This window comes from Acinetobacter sp. UBA5984 (assembly GCF_002429925.1).
Taxonomy (GTDB): Bacteria; Pseudomonadota; Gammaproteobacteria; order Pseudomonadales; family Moraxellaceae; genus Acinetobacter; species Acinetobacter variabilis.
Genome location: NZ_DJBE01000083.1, coordinates 79,501 through 97,188 on the forward strand (window position 1 = coordinate 79,501; position 17,688 = coordinate 97,188).

The window sequence follows — 17,688 nt, forward strand, 5'->3', positions numbered from 1 at the left end:
GAGCCAGACATGACAGATGAGCAAAAGCCAGAATATCCTGTTGATGAACCGGCTTCAGAAATCAATTACAGTGAATCAGAGCCAGATAATCCTGAAAGCAAAGAAAAAAAATCGCGCAAAAAATATCTGCTTTTAGGGCTGATTCCAGTCATTCTTGCTTTGATTGGGTTTGGCCTATGGAAAACCTATCAACCCAAAGAAATCGAGCTACAAGGCCGGGTTGAGGCAGAGACGGTTCAAGTGGCCACTAAAGTTCCAAGCCGGATTGAAAAGATTTATGTGCAGGAAGGCGATGACGTCAAGAAAGGCCAGGCGCTGGTGAAATTGCATAGTCCTGAAATTGAGGCGAAAAAGCAGCAGGCTTTAGCTACTTTACAGTCTGCATTAGCACTTCAGTCCACCGCAGAACGTGGTTCTCAGGAAGAAAATATCGCTTCTCTGTATGCCAACTGGCAGTCACTAAAAGCACAGGAGCAACTCGCTAAGACTTCCTATCAACGTGGAACCAATCTATTTAAGGAAGGCGTTATTTCCCGCCAGCGCCGAGATGAACTGTTTGCAGCTTCACAATCTGCGTCGCAAATGACAGAAGCTGCGTATCAACAATATGCCCGGGCTAAACGTGGCAGTACACCAGAACAGAAAAGTTCTGCAGATGCTCAGGTCGATATAGCCCGTGCAGCAGTCGCTGAAGCCAATGCACTAGAAGCAGAAACTGAATTATTGGCACCGATTGATGGTACCGTCTCCAAAACCTATGGCAATGCCACTGAACTGGTGGCAACCGCAGTGCCAGTGGTCAGCCTGATCTCGGCAGAACGCTGGATTAGCCTGAATATTCGTGAAGACCAATATGCCGCTTTAGGTAAACAGCAACAGCTTGAAGGTTTTATTCCGGCACTGAATCAATCAGCCACTTTTAAAGTAAAAAATATTAGTGCTGAAGGTGAATTTGCCACCATTAAAACCACGCGCCAAACCGGCGGTTATGATGTCCGCAGTTTTAAAGTTCATCTTGTGCCAGTCACTGAAATGCCTGAGTTAAAAGTCGGCATGAGCGTGCTGTTTAAATTGAAAGAGCCAAAATAAATGGCTTCTGGATTCTGGGCGGGTATTCAGCGTGAAATACGCTATTTATGCAGAGAGAAATGGGATCTGGCTCTAGTCCTGCTCGCCCCTGCCTGTATTCTGATTTTACTTGGTAGCATGTTTGCCAAAGGCAAACCGGATCATCTACCAATCGCCATTATTGATCAGGATCAAAGTAGCCTGAGCAGCAAGATTTATGATCATTTATCTTTGAATCATACCCTACACGTGCATACCGTTTCTGATCAAACGGTCGAAATCGAAAAGTTATTAAACGAAAATAAAATCTGGGGCTATATTCATATTCCTACCGGAGCCGAGCAACGATTGGTCAAAGCTCAGGATGCTGAAATTAGTATTGCTTTTAATCAGAGTTATTTTAGTATCGGTAATACCATTTCTTCGGCTATGCTACTTAGCACCTTGCAGGCTCTGGCTGAGTTTACCGGTAAGCAGTATCTAGGCAACACGCTCCCCTATCTGGATGCACCTACACCGAATATTAAAATTTCCCCATTGTATAACCCACAGCTGAATTATGAATTTTATCTGGAACCTTATATGGTTCCGGCAATTTTGCACTTGTTGTTATGTTGCTGTGTGGCTTTTGCTGTGGGTCAGGAAATTAAACGGCATACTGTTAGTCATTGGATTGCCCAACAAAACTTGTGGTCGGCACTGCTGTCTAAAAATCTGGTTTATGTAGCAATCTTTTGTTTATGGACTTGGGCTTGGATGTTTTGGCTGGTCGAAATTCGCGGCTGGTTTATTGCCGGGTCATTATGGCTGATTCTATTGGCTCAAATACTGTTCTATAGTGCCTATGCCTTTATCAGTAGTGCTGTGGTTCTGGCTACTCAGGACCTAACCAAATCTTTTGGTCTACTAGCAGTTTATGGTGGTTCATCGCTCAGTTTTGCTGGGGTAACTTTACCTCTTAATAATGCTCCACTATTCACCCAGTTCTGGTCCAATATTATTCCTTATACACCCTATGCCAAATTACAGACGGAGCAATGGGTGATTGGCAGTCCGCTCTATATTTCACTGCAACCGATGTTCGTGCTCGTCATTTATGTCGTGCTTTATGCTGTACTGGCCTATGTCTTTCTCAAAAAAACAGCCAAAGGAGTGTCAGCATGAAATCACTCTGGAAAGCTTATTGCCAAACTTTTAAAGACATTATTAGCAATACCAGTATTTTTACCACGCTGATTTTATCAGTTCTGTTTTACAGCTTTTTCTATCCGACCGCATATAAGGCAGAACACGCAGAAGCCTTGCCGATTATTATTGTTGACGAAGAGCAAAGTGCTTTAACCAATACCATTATCAGTCATGTCAGCCAAAGCCCCAATGTACAAATCAAGGCGGTGACTGGAAATTTTGCTGAAGCTAAACACTGGGTGGAAACTCAAAAAGCCGACGGGATTTTATTATTACCAGATAATCTTTCACAATCTATCAGGCACGGTGAAAATGGCGGGATTGGGCTGTACTTAAGTACTGCTAACTTTTTAATTACCAAACAGATTGGTTTGGGCTTGGTCTCTTCAGTAGAAAATACCTTAAGCGAATATGCAGAACGCTTTAGCGAGATTTCACACTTCTCTCCTGCACTATCCATTCACCAGATTCCATTATTTAATACACTCTCTGGCTATGGTAGCTATGTGTTTCCCGCTGTTGCACCGTTGATTATTCATCAGACGATCTTTCTTGGCCTCAGTATGCTGATTGCGCTGTATCGGGAAAGTAGACAGAGGATTAATTTAACCACCTTATTCGGAATCAGTTTGGCGATTCTGACCATTGGATGTTTGGGCTGTTATTACCTGTTTGGTTTTACTTTCTGGTATTTTGATTATCCCCGTGGCGGAAATTTTTGGGGCATGCTGCTCGCTGTACCCATCTTTGTATTCTGCATGATTGGGATTACTACCTTGTTTGCCAGTTTTCTGGACATGCCAGAACGCGCCGGTCATATCATTGTTTTTACTTCAATTCCGCTCTTTATGCTTTCAGGAGTCGCCTGGCCGCATGCTGCCATGCCAGTCTGGGTCCAACTCATTGGGCAAGCCTTACCTTCGACCCAAATCGTGCAGATGTTTATTCAACTCAATCAGATGGGGGTGCCTACTTATATGGTTCTAGGAAAGCTTGCTTATCTATTGGTGATCGGCATCATCTGTATGAGCTTAGGCTATTATCGGCTACGCCCACGTTCTTAAATCCAGATTTACTCAGGCTATTCGCATTGAAAATTATTCACCAAATACCTGAATATTAAAGTTGCGGATTTTAGTACTGCCATTCGGCTGGTCAAAACTCACATCATACTGAACCAGGTTTTTTGGATAGGCAATTTCATAGCTGACCTTGTATTCACTCGGTTTGCCGTTATTTTCCTCGAAGCTCTTTCTCATGATAGTCTTGGACTTATATTCACCTTGTGGAATTGAGCGTGAAAAACGCTTCATGATTTTTTCATTGTTTTGAAATTCTGTCTGCAACTTCGGCTCAAGCTGAGCTAAAAATTCGTCATATTTTCCATCACGCAGGTCTTCATAAGCTACTTGCGCAGCCTTTTCCTGCTCAGGGCTCGGATCGGGCATACTGTCCATTGCATTATTACAGCCGCTAAGTGCAATAGCTGCGGTCAAAAGCATCAATCTGGTCTTCATTATTTATCTCTCATTTAGTCGATGTGTAAAAAAGGACGCCGAAGCGCCCTTTTTCATCAGTAGCAGAACTTATTCCTCTACTGTATTGTCATCATCTTTTTCAGCTGCTTGTGCATCAGTTACATCATCAGCTGCAGATTCAGTATTTTCAATATCTTCCAATATTTCCAACTCATCTTCAACTGCTTCAATCGCTTCTACACCGACCAGTTTTTCATCTTCAGCCAGACGGATCAGACGAACACCTTGTGCATTACGACCAGTCTGTGCCACTTCAGAAGCACGGGTACGAACCAGTGTACCGCCATCAGAAATCAACATCAGTTCTTTAGATGCGTCAATCGCAACCGCACCGACCAGCTCACCGTTACGTTCTGAGGTCTTGATTGCAATTACACCCTTACCGCCACGTTTCTTGGTTGGGAAGTCATCTACCGGGGTACGTTTACCATAACCATTTGCAGAAGCACACAGCACTTCACCGGTTTCAGGTACAACCACTAGAGATACGATACGGCTAATGAAGTTAGCTTCAGTTGCATCTTCATCATCAGATTCAACATCTACATCTTCTCCATCTTCAACTTGAGAAGCACCGATGGTCACGCGCATACCGCGTACACCTTTGGCTGAACGACCCATTGAACGTACGTCAGTCTCTGCGAAACGAATTGCTTTACCTTCGTTCGAGAACAACATAATTTGCTGTTCACCGTCGGTAATCGCAACACCAATTAAGGTGTCATCGCCATTCAGTTCAATCGCACGTAAACCGTTGGAACGAACATTCGAGAATTGTTCCAGTTCTACACGTTTAATCGTGCCGTACTCAGTCGCCATAAACACATAGAAGTTCTTACGAACAGCTTCAGCCTGCTGAGCAAAGTCATTGATGATGTCATCATCAAGATCAGTCGTAGAAAGTGCTAAGCCGAGTTCTTTCAACTGAACACGCAGTGCATCAGAAATATCATCTGCACCATCTTCCGATTCAGCAAGTGCAGCTTCTAGTGCCGCAAAGTGACTATTGATCACTTCATTGGTTTGCAGCTGTGCAGCATTGGTTTTCACAAATGCTTTAAAGTCAGCCAGACGTTCTTTAAATTTCTTCGGTGCATCAATTACTGGCAAGATAGCAGTAATGGTTTCATTGTCATCCAGTGGCAACAAGTTCACCATTGGGCGACCTTTGGCACCACGCGAAGCTTGTGGTACTTCATAAACTTTCAGACGATAAACCTTACCGACATTGGTGAAGCAAAGCACAGTGGCATGATTCGACGTCACCACCATGTGCTGGATGTAATCATCTTCTTTCATGCTGGTTGCAGACTTACCACGACCACCACGACGCTGAGCAGCATAGTCAGATAATGGTTGAGTTTTCGCATAGCCTGTTTTTGAAACGGTCAGAACCATTTGCTCTTCAGGAATCAAATCTTCACGAGAGAAGTCGATACGAGATTCAACAATATCTGTTTTACGTGCATCGCCATATTGCTGAAGAATCAATGCCAGCTCTTCTTTAATGACGTTCATCAATAAGTTGAAGTCATTTAAGATGGCTGTATATTCAGCAATTTGACCTAAGATTTCAGAATATTCAGCTTGAAGTTTATCCTGCTCAAGACCGGTCAAACGGTGCAAACGCAGTTCCATAATCGCGTTGACTTGAGTAGGAGATAAGCGATACACCTCACCATCAATACCAAATGGACGCTCTGGATCTTCGCCTTCAATTTCGTCCGGACGTACAGAAACAGCACCTGCTTTTTCGAGCAAGGCTGCCACACCGCCTGCTGCCCACTCACCTGCTTGTAAACGCTCACGCGCTTCAGCTGGGTTGGCAGAAGTTTTGATGGTTTCGATGATGGCATCAATATTTGCCAGAGCAACGGTTAAGCCTTCTAAAATATGACCACGTTCACGTGCTTTTCGCAGTTCGTACATGGTACGACGTGTCACGACTTCTTGACGGTGACGGATGAATGCCGCAATGATGTCTTTCAGGTTCATCAACTTCGGCTGGCCATTGTCCAGGCAAACCATATTGATGCTGAAAGAATTTTCTAACTGTGTATTCTGGAACAGGTTATTGACGATGACTTCAGCATTTTCACCACGCTTCAGGTCAATCGCAATACGCATCCCTTCTTTGTCAGATTCATCACGAAGTTCAGAAATGCCTTCAAGTTTTTTCTCTTTGACCAGCTCGGCGATACGTTCAATCGTTTTCGCTTTGTTAACCTGATAAGGAATTTCCGTGAAGACAATCGTAGTACGGCCAGATTTAGCATCTTCTTCAAAGTGATATTTACCACGAATATGCAAACGGCCTTTACCGGTGCGATAAGCATCCACGATGCCTGACTTACCGTAAATAATGCCACCTGTCGGGAAATCTGGACCGGAAATATATTCCATCAAACCTTCGATGCTGATATTCGGATTATCTGCATAAGCCAGACACGCATTCACCACTTCAGTCATGTTGTGTGGCGCCATATTGGTCGCCATACCAACTGCAATACCAGCCGCACCATTCACCAACAGGTTTGGAATACGGGTTGGCATGACTTGCGGAATACGCTCAGAACCGTCGTAGTTATCTTCCCAGTCAACTGTATCTTTTTCCAGATCAGCCAATAATTCATGGGTCAGCTTACGCATACGAACTTCGGTATAACGCATTGCCGCAGCGCTATCGCCATCGATCGAACCAAAGTTCCCTTGACCATCAACCAGTTGGTAGCGCAGACTAAAGTCCTGAGCCATACGGACAATGGTTTCATAAACAGCAGAATCACCATGTGGGTGATATTTACCGATGACATCACCTACAACACGGGCAGACTTCTTGTAAGCTTTGTTGTAGTCATTGCCCAATTCGTGCATTGCGAAAAGCACACGACGATGAACAGGTTTTAGACCATCTCGTACATCCGGCAAGGCACGTGAAACAATCACGCTCATTGCATAGTCTAAATACGAGTGCTTGAGTTCATCCTCAATGGCAATCGGTCTAATTTCCGATACGCTCATGCATACTCCTTATTCTACAAGCCAGATTTGGCTTGCATTTATATGTCGTAAATCCAGCTATAAATCGGCTCAAAAAAAAGCTGAACCAATATTAAAATTTAGTCGTACAGTATAGCATAATCTAGGCTAAATTTACCTGTTTCAGCCCCAACTATCCACAGGATTTTTAGTAGAAATTTTAATCACTTCACAATATTTTGATATTAAAAAACCTCTGCTTGCAGAGGTTCATTTTTTTCTTAAAAAAAGCAAGTCACTTAAATATGAAGTTTAGAATCTATATCGGAAAAATCATCTTCAGCTATGACCTGACTAGTTGATTTTGTCACAGCACAATCTTGCTTCATTAATGGATAAGCGACCAGGAATAAGCCGATAATAAGCGGAAATTCGTATAGTTCTTCCATCAAATCTTTATAGATAAAATCTGTAAAAATAAAATGAATAAAAAACCGATTATGTTCAATGACATCAGACATCAGCAAACCAATGAAAGCTAATATGAGTGCCCAAATTGGAAGTGATACATACTTAAACTTATAAGCAATTTCTTGACGCAAAGGTGCTAAAAACAGCATAAACACCACGGGTGCAATCACAAGAACCGAAATACCACGGAAATAGATTTTTGGCACTTCCGGGAAATAGTCACGTCCCCAGCTGGTACTTCTACCAAACAGCATAATCCACCATGCAACTGACCAGAGCCAAAATTGTTTTTGACCTTTACTTAATTCAAATGGACGGATATAGAAAAAACTAAATACGGCAAAACCAAACAACATTAATGCTTGAATTGACTCAACTGCTGTAACCGTCATACCTCCTAACAAAGGAAAGTGCAGACTCGGGAGAAAAGGGAAAATCAAACAGCAGATCATCATTACCAAAATACTGACTGGTAACTGAAAATCAAATTTCACGAACACTCCGCCAAATGGCAAGCTTAATAAAACCTTAATATTAACACAAAATATACAATAGCCAAAATTTCGAGTCAGAAATGGACAACTTGTTAGTTAGATTAATTATCTAGATTAAAAAAAAGAAAAACGCTCCTAAAGGAGCGTTTTTTTGAAACTGATTCAGAAATTAGATTTTAGAAACCAATTCAGGAATTACAGTGTTCAGGTCACCTACTAACCAGTAGTCTGCTACTGCATTAATTGGAGCTTCTTCATCTTTGTTGATCGCAACGATCACTTTAGATTCTTTCATACCTGCCAAGTGCTGGATCGCACCAGAGATACCTACAGCGATGTACAGGTCAGGTGCAACGATCTTACCAGTTTGACCAACCTGCATATCGTTAGGAACGAAACCAGCATCAACTGCAGCACGTGAAGCACCTTGAGCAGCGCCAAGTTTGTCAGCTAGTGGATCAAGGATTTTGTGGTAGTTCTCACCAGAACCTACACCACGACCACCAGAAACGACGATACGAGCAGCTGTCAATTCAGGACGTTCAGATTTAACGATTTCTTCATTGATGAACTTAGAAATACCAGCATCACCAGTAGAAGCAGCAGCTTCAACCGCAGCAGAACCACCTTCAGCAGCAACCGCATCAAATGCAGTACCACGAACAGTTGCAACGATTACTGATTCAGAAGACTCAACAGTTGCAATCGCGTTACCTGCATAGATAGGACGCTTGAATGTATTTGCAGAATCAACAGCGATGATGTCTGTGATCATGCTGACATCAAGAAGTGCTGCAGCGCGTGGCAGAATGTTTTTGCCAGTTGTAGTAGAAGCAGCAAGAATATGGTTGTAGCCTTTACCTAATTCTGCAACCAGTTTTGCTACGTTTTCAGCCAGTTGGTTTGCATAAGCAGCGTCGTCAGCAAGTAAAACTTTGCTTACACCCGCAACTTTAGCTGCCTGATCAGCAACTGCTTGAGCGCCAGAACCAGCAACCAATACAGTGATATCACCACCGATTTTTTGCGCCGCAGCAACAACGTTTAAAGTAGCAGCGTTAAGTGCTTTGTTGTCGTGCTCAGCGATTACTAAAATACTCATGATTTTTATCCTTCTGTATTAGATCACTTTCGCTTCGTTTTTCAATTTTTCCACAAGTTCGTCTACAGACTTCACTTGTACGCCAGCTTTACGCTCTGCAGGAGATTCAACTTTTACTGTTTTCAGTTTAGTTGTAGTAGTTACACCGAAATCTGCAGGTGACTTAGTATCAAGCGGTTTTTTACGCGCTTTCATGATGTTTGGAAGAGCTGCATAACGTGGCTCGTTCAAACGTAAGTCAGTAGTTACGATCGCTGGAAGTGATAATTCAACAGTTTGTAGACCACCGTCGACTTCACGAGTCACTTGTACTTTGTCGCCTTCAACTTTAACTTCTGAAGCGAATGTACCTTGACCTGCACCTAGAAGTGCACCAAGCATCTGACCAACCTGGTTAGAGTCGTCATCAATTGCTTGTTTACCAAGAAGGATCAATTGTGGTTGTTCAGCTTCAACAACACCTTTTAGAATTTTAGCAACTTCTAGCGCACCTAGTTGGCTGTCATCAGCTTCAACCAGAATACCGCGGTCAGCACCAAGCGCCATTGCAGAACGGATTTGTTCTTGCGCTTCTTTAGGACCAATAGAAACAACAACGATTTCTGAAACAGTTCCTTTTTCTTTTAAACGAACCGCTTCTTCCACCGCGATTTCACAGAATGGGTTAATTGACATTTTAACGTTTGTTAAGTCAACACCACTGTTGTCCGGCTTAACGCGAACCTTAACGTTGGCATCAACCACACGTTTTACAGCAACAAGAGCCTTCATGTAATCCTCGGCTGTTTTAGCAAATGTAAATGTTGAGAAAAGTTATAATAACTCTTCACTTAAATTTTTTTAGGTGTCCTATCTTGCAATGTGCACGGCATTTCGGTCAAGTCACAATTCAACAAAGAGCTGTAAAAATGCGTAATTTTCCTTGAACGATGCGTTCACAATTAATCCGTATCGATTTATTACAATGAATTTTATCAATATTTAATAAAATTTAACCTTTGATTTTTATTATGTTTTTATTTGATGAAACACATCAGAACTTTTGATTTTTGCTTATTAAATGCGCAAATCCGCCCTTAGATTTGTGGAAAATGACTTATATTTAAAAATGACCGCTTTGGTCAGTTTGGACATAAAGCGAAATTAATCAGGATTTATTCTACATATCTGTTCAATTTACTCCGCTTTATTTTGTTGGGCAGGTCTAAAAATCGGGTTGTCATCAATCTATAAATATAAAAAAAGCATACTAGGAGCAGTATGCTTTTTCAAAATACGCCATTGCTTAATTAATAATTAACCAGCTTGCGGCAAGAGCAAGTAAACCACCTGAGGTGCCATCAACCCATTTCTGTTTACGTTCATCAATTTGTGTGTTGCGGGTAATTCTGCTGAACAGAATGCTGAGAGCACAATAAACAATGAAAATCATGCCGATAAAAATAAAAGAGAGAATTAAGCCTTGGCTCACTGTATTTCCGCTTTTATCAATAAACTGCGGCAAGATCGCAAAATAGATCAGCATGCCTTTAGGATTGAGTAAGGCCGTAAAGAAGCCTTTTTTCACTGGATTAGCAGCAGATTTTTTCTCAATTTTCATTGAGTTTTTACTAAATACTGACTTTAACAGGTTACAAGCCAGATAGAGCAAATAAGCAATACCCAACCAGCGAATCGCTTCAAACAATACCGGAAAAGACACGATAATCGCTGCGATTCCTATTGCTACCAAAATGGAATGTACCAGATAGCCTGAACAGATCCCGATGGTTGCCATCATGCCTGCTTTTGCATCTTTACCCATCACTTGAGACAGGATAAACAGCATATCTGGTCCAGGTGTAAAAATCAGGGGAAGCACGGTTAGTGCAAAAAGTGCAAATACAGACATTTCCTTTTCCTTTAAATCTTCGGAAAGTGGAATTAGTATCTNNGAATTATATTCTAATTTATGAAAATATCTTCCAAATCTGTGCGAGTAAAACTTGATCGAATTGATAAAAATATCATTCATCACTTGCAAGCCAATGGCCGTATTCAGAATAATGATCTGGCGCGGGAAATTGGACTATCCCCTTCTTCCTGTCTGCGTCGGGTAAAGTTGCTCGAAGATGCTGGTGTGATTCAGAATTACACCACCATTGTCGATTCACAGAAAATCGGTTTTCAGTTGATTCTGTTTTCACGAATCTGGCTGGTCGGTCAGGATGCAGAAACCATTGATACTTTTATCGAGGCAATGAAAGAACTGCCTCAGGTGATGGAGTGTTATATCATTCTGGGTGAATGTGATGCGATGTTAAAAGTTGTGGTGCCTGATCTGGAAAGTTACCGTAAATTCCAGTCCACACATTTGACCAAGAAAAATGGCATTACCAGTGTCAAAACAGATTTACCCAGCCAGATCATCAAGCAAAGTTTTCAGTTACCGCTGGATGACTTATAAAATATTTTAGCAATAAAAAAGGATGACCTTGGTCATCCTTCATATTTATTAAACTTGTAAAAAGTCACGATGCACATGACTCAGTTCAATCAGTTCATAAGACTTCAGATCGAAAATATTCCAGATTTTGAGCGCGTCTTCTTTCAGGTCAACAGCTTTACTGGCTCGCTGCGTGGTCTGCCATTGCAGATCAGAAATCCATAGATAATACTGGTCTGTCTCAGGATTATAAGCCTGCATCTTCCCTTCTGCATTAATCCCTTGCACGATTGCCCCTTCAGGGAGAACGGCTTCAATAGTGGGCAAGCTAATCTCAACAAAATGTTTGATCTGGCGTAAACCATAACCCGCGAACATGTCTTTTTGAGCTGGGCTTAACTGCGCATACTTTTGTTGTATATCCGGGATAATTGCTGTGTCCATAAAAATTCCAGTATCGAGATCGCTGATTTTCTTTTAAAAATTGATTACTATTTATACTTATATCCGAAAACAGCCATTTGAAAAATAAGACAATAGTGAAATATCTTTCCAACAGTCTGTTCAGGTCATATTTTGAGCATGATACATGAAAGTTTTATGCCATGAATCCTAATCATCCGACAAGCGGAAGAAAACTTTAAATTTTTCCTATTCTTTATGCTGTGCCCGCGGATGCGCCTGATCATAAATCTGCGCAAGTCGATCAAAATCAATATGAGTATAAATTTGTGTAGTACTCAAATTGCTATGCCCCAACATTTCCTGAACGGCACGAAGATCACCACTATTCGACAGCATATGGCTGGCAAAACAATGCCGTAACAAATGCGGATGCAGGTCAACATTAACCCCTGCACGCTGTGCCTGAAACTTGACCCGGTTTTCAATTTGCCGTGCACCGAGCGGATTGCCTTTTTGGGTGATAAATACATTCGCGTCAGGTACAAAATCACCATTCCAGAGCGGATAAATTTTTAGCCATTCCATCAGACTATCTTTGGCTTTTGAACCAAAAGGCACCACCCGGGTTTTATTGCCTTTACCGGTAATACGGAGGAGCTGACGATTAAAATCAACATCCTTGATTCTTAAGCTCTGAATTTCTGCCAAACGTAAACCACTGGAATAGAGTAATTCCAGAATTGCTTTATCTCTCAACCACATTTGTTGCTGCGCTTCGGTTTCTGGAGCAGGCTGGTCCAGAATCTGGTTCACAGTTTCAATATCGACCATACCCGGTAAAGGACGTGACTGACGTTTCAACTGAAAATCATCAGCCGGATTAAATGCCAGATACTGCGCCTGCTCTGCCCATTTCATGAACTGGCGAATCGAAGAAAGCATCCGCTGCAAGCTACTCGAACTTAATCCGTGCTGCTCGACTTTTTCAGCCAGAAATTGACGTAAATCTGTGGCTTCCACATCATTGAGTGCAAGTTGTTGTACTGCGCAGAATTCCAGAAAATCAGCCACATCACGTTCATAGGCCTGTAAGGTATGTTTAGACTGGTTCTGGATCTCACGTTCTTTGAGCCAGATTTCGAGCAAGTCTTTTGCAGAAAGGTTTATTACTTGCTCCATTCAATTGGCTCCAGCCAGGCTTCAATCAGTTCTGCGGTCTGTACTGGATGAGTCGCCGCAAAGAAATGATCCCCGCCTTGAATTATATGCAAATTTGCATGTTTCAAATTTTGCTTTAAGCATTGCCCCACCTGAACGGTACTTAAAGCGTCTTGGTCACCCCAGATCAGTAGAACAGGAATCTCAAGATTGCTTAACTGTTTCAGGCTAAATATGGTTTGATCTTGTAAAAACCAGTCAGGAACATCTTTAAACTGCTCGCGATAATCTATCCGCCAGTCAGCACAACCGAACTGGGATAGATCCAGACCACCTGAAGTTGCCAATAAAACCAGTCCTTTGACTTTCTGTGGATGATGCAGTGCAATTGCAACTGCCAATACTCCACCCATAGATTGAGCAACCAGAATTGAATCATCTTCTATCTGCTCTGTGATGAATTCCTGCAGATCATGAAGATTTTGAATAGTCGAATCTGGTTCTACCCCATCGAAGCCCGGATATGCCAATATTTTTGTAGATTGATCTGTTTTTAAATGAGCCAACAAGGGCTGCCAAAAGTCTCGGCTGCCCGATGCACCCGGTAAAAACACAAGCTGATTCATAGCAGTGTTGTGATATCAATTAAATATGGAATTCATCCTATCATAAAAAAGCACCGTACTATGTGCGGTGCTTTTTAGAGAAATAAATGTTGGGATTAACCCTGGAAGTAGCGCAAGTCCAGTCGACCTTCATAAACATTGGCGGTTGGACCTGTCATCCAGACCACATCACCTTCTTTCCATTCAATCTGCAATTTACCACCCGCAAGTTCAATTTCGACCTTGCTAGATAACAAACCACGGCGCATACCAGACACTGCTGCAGCACAGGCACCTGTACCACAAGCCAGTGTTTCGCCTACACCACGCTCATAAACACGTAAACGAGCATGCTTTTCATCAATGATCTGCATAAATCCAGCATTAACGCGTGCCGGGAAACGCACATGAGATTCCACCTGTGGACCAATCTTAGCCACATCGGCAGTCAATACATCCGGAACAATCGTCACTGCATGTGGATTCCCCATATTGACCACATCAATCGTCAGCTTCTCTCCACCCGCCAGATCGATGTCATACAGATTTTCCGGTTCTTCTGCCACAAATGGAATTTCCTGAGGCAGGAATTTTGGATAACCCATATTCACTCGCACCCAGCCATTGGTACCGAGTTCAGGTTCCACGATTCCGGCTTTGGTCTGTACCTTGATTTTGGTTTTAGTGGTCAATTGACGTTCATGCACGAAACGGGCAAAACAGCGTACACCATTGCCGCACTGTTCAACTTCAGAACCATCCGCATTAAAAATACGATATTTAAAATCTGCACTTGGAATATCAGGCGGTTCAACAATCAAGAGCTGGTCAAAACCCACACCAAAGTTACGATTTGCCAAGCGCTGAATAGTGAGAGTATCCAGATAAGCACGCTGGCTAATCAGGTCTACCACCATAAAATCATTGCCCAGGCCATGCATCTTGGTAAATTCAAGCAACATTACTCAGTCTCCTTAAGGCAATAAACGCTCACGTTCCCAAAGTGATTCAATCGTTTCTCGTTCACGGATCAGATGCGCCTGATCACCATTGACCATCACTTCAGCAGAACGGCCACGACTGTTATAGTTCGAACTCATTACGAAACCATATGCACCAGCACCCAGTACTGCCAGCACATCATTTTCTTTAATGGCAAGCTCACGTTCCTTACCCAGAAAATCGCCAGTTTCACAGATCGCACCCACCACATCCCATTCTTTTATTTCCACATCTGTACGCGTTGTCACAGACTGAATATCCATCCATGCTTCATATAAAGCTGGACGAATCAGGTCATTCATCGCGGCATCAATGATGGCAAAGTTACGGTGATTGGTTGGTTTCAGTAAATCCACTTTGGTCAGTAACACGCCTGCATTGGCAGAGATACTACGACCCGGCTCCATATAAACTTTCAGACCCAGTTTTTCTAAAGCAGGACGCATGGCATTGGCATATTCTTCAACCGATGGCGGTGTTTCATCTTTATATGTCACACCCAGACCACCACCGATATCGATGTGTTTCAAGTTGATTCCCATGTCTTTCAGCTTATCGATCATGACAATGACACGCTCCAGCGCATCAACAAAAGGCTGGGTTTCAGTCAACTGTGAACCAATATGGCAGTCAATACCTACAACTTCAAGATTTGGCAATGACGCTGCATATTGATAAGTTTCAAATACGCTATCTGATGGAATACCAAATTTGTTTTCTTTTAAGCCTGTTGAAATATATGGATGGGTTTTGGCATCGACATCCGGATTCACACGTAGTGAAATTGGCGCTTTAACATTAAGTTCAGCCGCTACTTTCTGAATACGGTCCAGTTCGGCATATGACTCGACATTAAAACAGGCGATGCCTACTTCCAATGCCTTTTTAATATCTGCTTCTGATTTACCCAGACCTGAGAATACGATTTTTGAAGGTTCACCACCGGCTTTCAATACACGAGCCAGTTCACCGCCAGTCACGATATCGAAACCAGCACCCTGCTTGGCCAATACATTCAATACCGCAAGATTAGAGTTTGACTTTACCGCAAAACAGATTTGATGATCGATAAAGCTAAAAGCACGGTCCATATCCAGATAATGCTTTTCAAAAGTTGCTTTTGAATAAACATAAAGTGGTGTGCCAAATTGCTCTGCGAGCTGTTGCAGTGAACATTGCTCAGCATGCAATACCCCATTAATGCGGGTGAAACTCATGAATGTATCCTTTCTCTGAAAGTCTTAAGGAGATGGTGTTGAATCGGATTCAGCGGGCACTTCAAACTGCTGTTTGACCGGCGCATCCTGTTGTTCATCTGATACTTGCGGTGCAGATTCAGTATTTTTATAGAGTAAATACTTGGCACGTTTATCGTAGTTTGGATCATTTGGAAGATGTAAAGCTCCCGACTGCCCACAACCGACCAAGGCAAAACCGACTGTAATTAAACTGATGTAGCAAATGACCTGACGCATCTGACCACCTATATGAGTATTTTCGATGAAGTATAACGCGATCATCCGCATGACCAAAGCGCTAAACGCTAGAGAGTATATTCAGACATAAAAAAACGCCAGCAGATCGCTGACGTTTTTATTGATATGGATTATTTATGTTTCTGTTTATAGAAGCCTAAATATCCAATAATCAGTAAAATGAACCAGACCGGGCTGACCATCAAGGCACGACGGGTATCATCTTCCAACGATAACACACCAATCATGCCGACAAAGAAAATAATCACGATCCAGCAAGTCACTAATCCACCAGGCAGCTTGAATATGGATTTAGCATGCAATTCTGGACGAGTACGGTAATAGATCATGTAGCTCCAGATAATGATCAGCCATACACAGATAAACAGAATGGTCGATAGAGTCGTTGCTAAGGTAAATGCTTCAACCGTATTCGGCACGAAGTACTGTAATGCTGCACCGAGCAATAAACAAATTGCAGAGAAATACAAAGCATTCGCTGGAACGGCGCGCGAATTCAAACGACCAAAGGCTTTAGGTGCCTGTTCTTCACGAGATAAACCGAACAGCATACGACTGGTCGAGAACACCCCACTGTTCATTGATGACATTACTGATGACAGTACTACCAGGTTCATGATGATTGCAGCCGCCGCAATACCTGCCTGACTAAACAGATTCACGAACGGAGAAACATTTGGATTGATCTGATCCCATGGTGTCACTGACATCACAATGATCAGAGCCAGCACATAGAAAATAATGATACGGATCGGAATCGAGTTCACTGCTTTCGGCAAGTTACGCTCTGGATCTTTGGTCTCAGCAGCCGTAGTACCGACCAGCTCTACACCCACAAAGGCAAAAATCGCAATCTGGAAACCGGCCAGGAAGCCCATAGTCCCAGTCGGGAACAAACCGCCATGATCCCAGATATGGGCAAATGAAGCGACCGTACCTGCATCACTAGTAAAACCAGTAAAGATCATCCATAAACCTACAGCGATCAGTACAATAATGGCGATAATCTTGATCAAAGCAAACCAGAATTCCATTTCACCAAACAGTTTCACGGTTGCCAGGTTCAAGCCCATAATGAAGACAATAGAGGCAATACTGATCAGTACGCCTTCGCCCGGAGTAAATGGCAGGCCGTTATTGAAGAATTGCAAGTAATAGATAATGGCAGACAAATCCGCGATACCAATCGTGATCCAGCATAACCAGTACGTCCAGCCGACAAAATAACCTGCCCATGGCCCGATCAGATCGGTGGCAAAATCGATAAAAGATTTATATTGCAGATTGGATAATAATAATTCACCCAACGCGCGCATGACCAGAAACACCATAAAACCGATGATCATATAAATCACCAGAATAGATGGTCCTGCCAGGCTAATGGTTTTCCCTGAACCCATAAACAGGCCGGTGCCAATCGCACCCCCAATGGCAATTAACTGCAGGTGCCGGTTGGACAAACTACGCTGTAGCTCACCATCTTCCGATGATGAGTGACTATATTTTTCTGACATTATTTCATTTCAACTTTGAGTTTTAATCGCGACAAATTAACGTAAAAAACCTGGAATACAAAAAGAAAATTCGCATCATTTGTATTTTCCAACTAATCTTGCAAGTTAATTTATTTTTCTTATATCAATATTCATTTATCTTTAGTCTTGGTTTTAAGGCGCAATGAATACAGGATTTTTCTTGTCAAAGCGCTGAAACTATGTAAAAAATAGAATACAAATCCGCCAATATTCGCGTTTAGG

At 42.4% G+C, this 17,688-nt stretch carries 17 protein-coding genes; 4 read left to right on the forward strand and 13 right to left on the reverse strand.

The features are described 5' to 3' along the window. The first annotated feature begins 9 nt into the window (after positions 1 to 9). Genes B3J29_RS14805 through B3J29_RS14815 form a run of 3 tightly spaced genes read left to right on the forward strand, consistent with a single transcriptional unit; the run spans position 10 to position 3,320 of the window. The gene (locus B3J29_RS14805) at positions 10 to 1,089 is read left to right on the forward strand and encodes an HlyD family secretion protein (protein ID WP_034701377.1); all 1,080 of its coding nucleotides are present in this window, start codon (positions 10 to 12) and stop codon (positions 1,087 to 1,089) included. Next, positions 1,090 to 2,232, forward strand: a complete 1,143-nt coding sequence (locus B3J29_RS14810) for an ABC transporter permease (RefSeq protein ID WP_034701292.1) — start codon at positions 1,090 to 1,092, stop codon at positions 2,230 to 2,232. After that, a complete protein-coding gene (locus B3J29_RS14815) occupies positions 2,229 to 3,320 on the forward strand; it encodes an ABC transporter permease (protein ID WP_286966015.1) in 1,092 nt (363 codons plus the stop codon). The genes B3J29_RS14810 and B3J29_RS14815 overlap by 4 nt, the downstream gene beginning before the upstream one ends. Positions 3,321 to 3,353: 33 nt before the next feature. Here the strand turns inward: B3J29_RS14815 and B3J29_RS14820 are convergent, their stop codons facing one another. The 6 genes from B3J29_RS14820 to B3J29_RS14845 form a co-directional block, all read right to left on the reverse strand. After that, a complete protein-coding gene (locus tag B3J29_RS14820) occupies positions 3,354 to 3,773 on the reverse strand; it encodes a hypothetical protein (protein WP_034701297.1) in 420 nt (139 codons plus the stop codon). A gap of 69 nt (positions 3,774 to 3,842) precedes the next feature. Then, positions 3,843 to 6,815, reverse strand: coding sequence for a DNA gyrase subunit A (gene gyrA, locus B3J29_RS14825; protein WP_034701299.1), 2,973 nt, complete (start codon positions 6,813 to 6,815; stop codon positions 3,843 to 3,845). 257 nt (positions 6,816 to 7,072) lie between these two features. After that, complete coding sequence (locus B3J29_RS14830) at positions 7,073 to 7,738, reverse strand: hypothetical protein (protein WP_034701379.1); 666 nt, start codon at positions 7,736 to 7,738, stop codon at positions 7,073 to 7,075. A gap of 169 nt (positions 7,739 to 7,907) precedes the next feature. Further along, a complete protein-coding gene (locus B3J29_RS14835; RefSeq protein ID WP_004784671.1) occupies positions 7,908 to 8,840 on the reverse strand; it encodes an electron transfer flavoprotein subunit alpha/FixB family protein in 933 nt (310 codons plus the stop codon). A gap of 18 nt (positions 8,841 to 8,858) precedes the next feature. Continuing rightward, a complete protein-coding gene (locus tag B3J29_RS14840) occupies positions 8,859 to 9,611 on the reverse strand; it encodes an electron transfer flavoprotein subunit beta/FixA family protein (RefSeq protein ID WP_004784673.1) in 753 nt (250 codons plus the stop codon). Positions 9,612 to 10,125: 514 nt separating this feature from the next. Continuing rightward, a complete protein-coding gene (locus B3J29_RS14845; RefSeq protein ID WP_034701307.1) occupies positions 10,126 to 10,731 on the reverse strand; it encodes a LysE family translocator in 606 nt (201 codons plus the stop codon). Positions 10,732 to 10,791: 60 nt separating this feature from the next. On the opposite strand from B3J29_RS14845, the gene B3J29_RS14850 reads away from it, so the two are divergent. Next, entirely contained in the window at positions 10,792 to 11,286 is a 495-nt protein-coding gene (locus tag B3J29_RS14850) for an Lrp/AsnC family transcriptional regulator (RefSeq protein WP_005236726.1), read from the forward strand. A gap of 48 nt (positions 11,287 to 11,334) precedes the next feature. On the opposite strand, the gene B3J29_RS14855 is transcribed toward B3J29_RS14850, so the two are convergent. The 7 genes from B3J29_RS14855 to B3J29_RS14885 all read right to left on the reverse strand — a co-directional run bounded on the left by B3J29_RS14855 (position 11,335) and on the right by B3J29_RS14885 (position 17,445). Continuing rightward, positions 11,335 to 11,709: a hypothetical protein gene (locus B3J29_RS14855; protein ID WP_034701310.1), complete on the reverse strand. Its 375-nt coding sequence runs from the start codon at positions 11,707 to 11,709 to the stop codon at positions 11,335 to 11,337. A gap of 207 nt (positions 11,710 to 11,916) precedes the next feature. Then, complete coding sequence (gene xerA, locus B3J29_RS14860; RefSeq protein ID WP_171069894.1) at positions 11,917 to 12,807, reverse strand: site-specific tyrosine recombinase/integron integrase; 891 nt, start codon at positions 12,805 to 12,807, stop codon at positions 11,917 to 11,919. Positions 12,808 to 12,836: 29 nt separating this feature from the next. Beyond that, on the reverse strand, positions 12,837 to 13,454 hold the full coding sequence (locus tag B3J29_RS14865) for an alpha/beta fold hydrolase (protein WP_034701315.1): 618 nt from the start codon (positions 13,452 to 13,454) through the stop codon (positions 12,837 to 12,839). Between the two features lie 95 nt (positions 13,455 to 13,549). Beyond that, positions 13,550 to 14,395, reverse strand: a complete 846-nt coding sequence (dapF, locus tag B3J29_RS14870) for a diaminopimelate epimerase (protein ID WP_034701317.1) — start codon at positions 14,393 to 14,395, stop codon at positions 13,550 to 13,552. 12 nt (positions 14,396 to 14,407) lie between these two features. Further along, positions 14,408 to 15,652, reverse strand: a complete 1,245-nt coding sequence (gene lysA, locus B3J29_RS14875; protein ID WP_034701319.1) for a diaminopimelate decarboxylase — start codon at positions 15,650 to 15,652, stop codon at positions 14,408 to 14,410. A 24-nt stretch (positions 15,653 to 15,676) separates the two neighbouring features. Beyond that, the gene (gene lptM, locus B3J29_RS14880) at positions 15,677 to 15,910 is read right to left on the reverse strand and encodes an LPS translocon maturation chaperone LptM (RefSeq protein WP_034701380.1); all 234 of its coding nucleotides are present in this window, start codon (positions 15,908 to 15,910) and stop codon (positions 15,677 to 15,679) included. A 131-nt stretch (positions 15,911 to 16,041) separates the two neighbouring features. Then, the gene (locus B3J29_RS14885; protein ID WP_034170961.1) at positions 16,042 to 17,445 is read right to left on the reverse strand and encodes an amino acid permease; all 1,404 of its coding nucleotides are present in this window, start codon (positions 17,443 to 17,445) and stop codon (positions 16,042 to 16,044) included. Positions 17,446 to 17,688 lie beyond the last annotated feature (243 nt).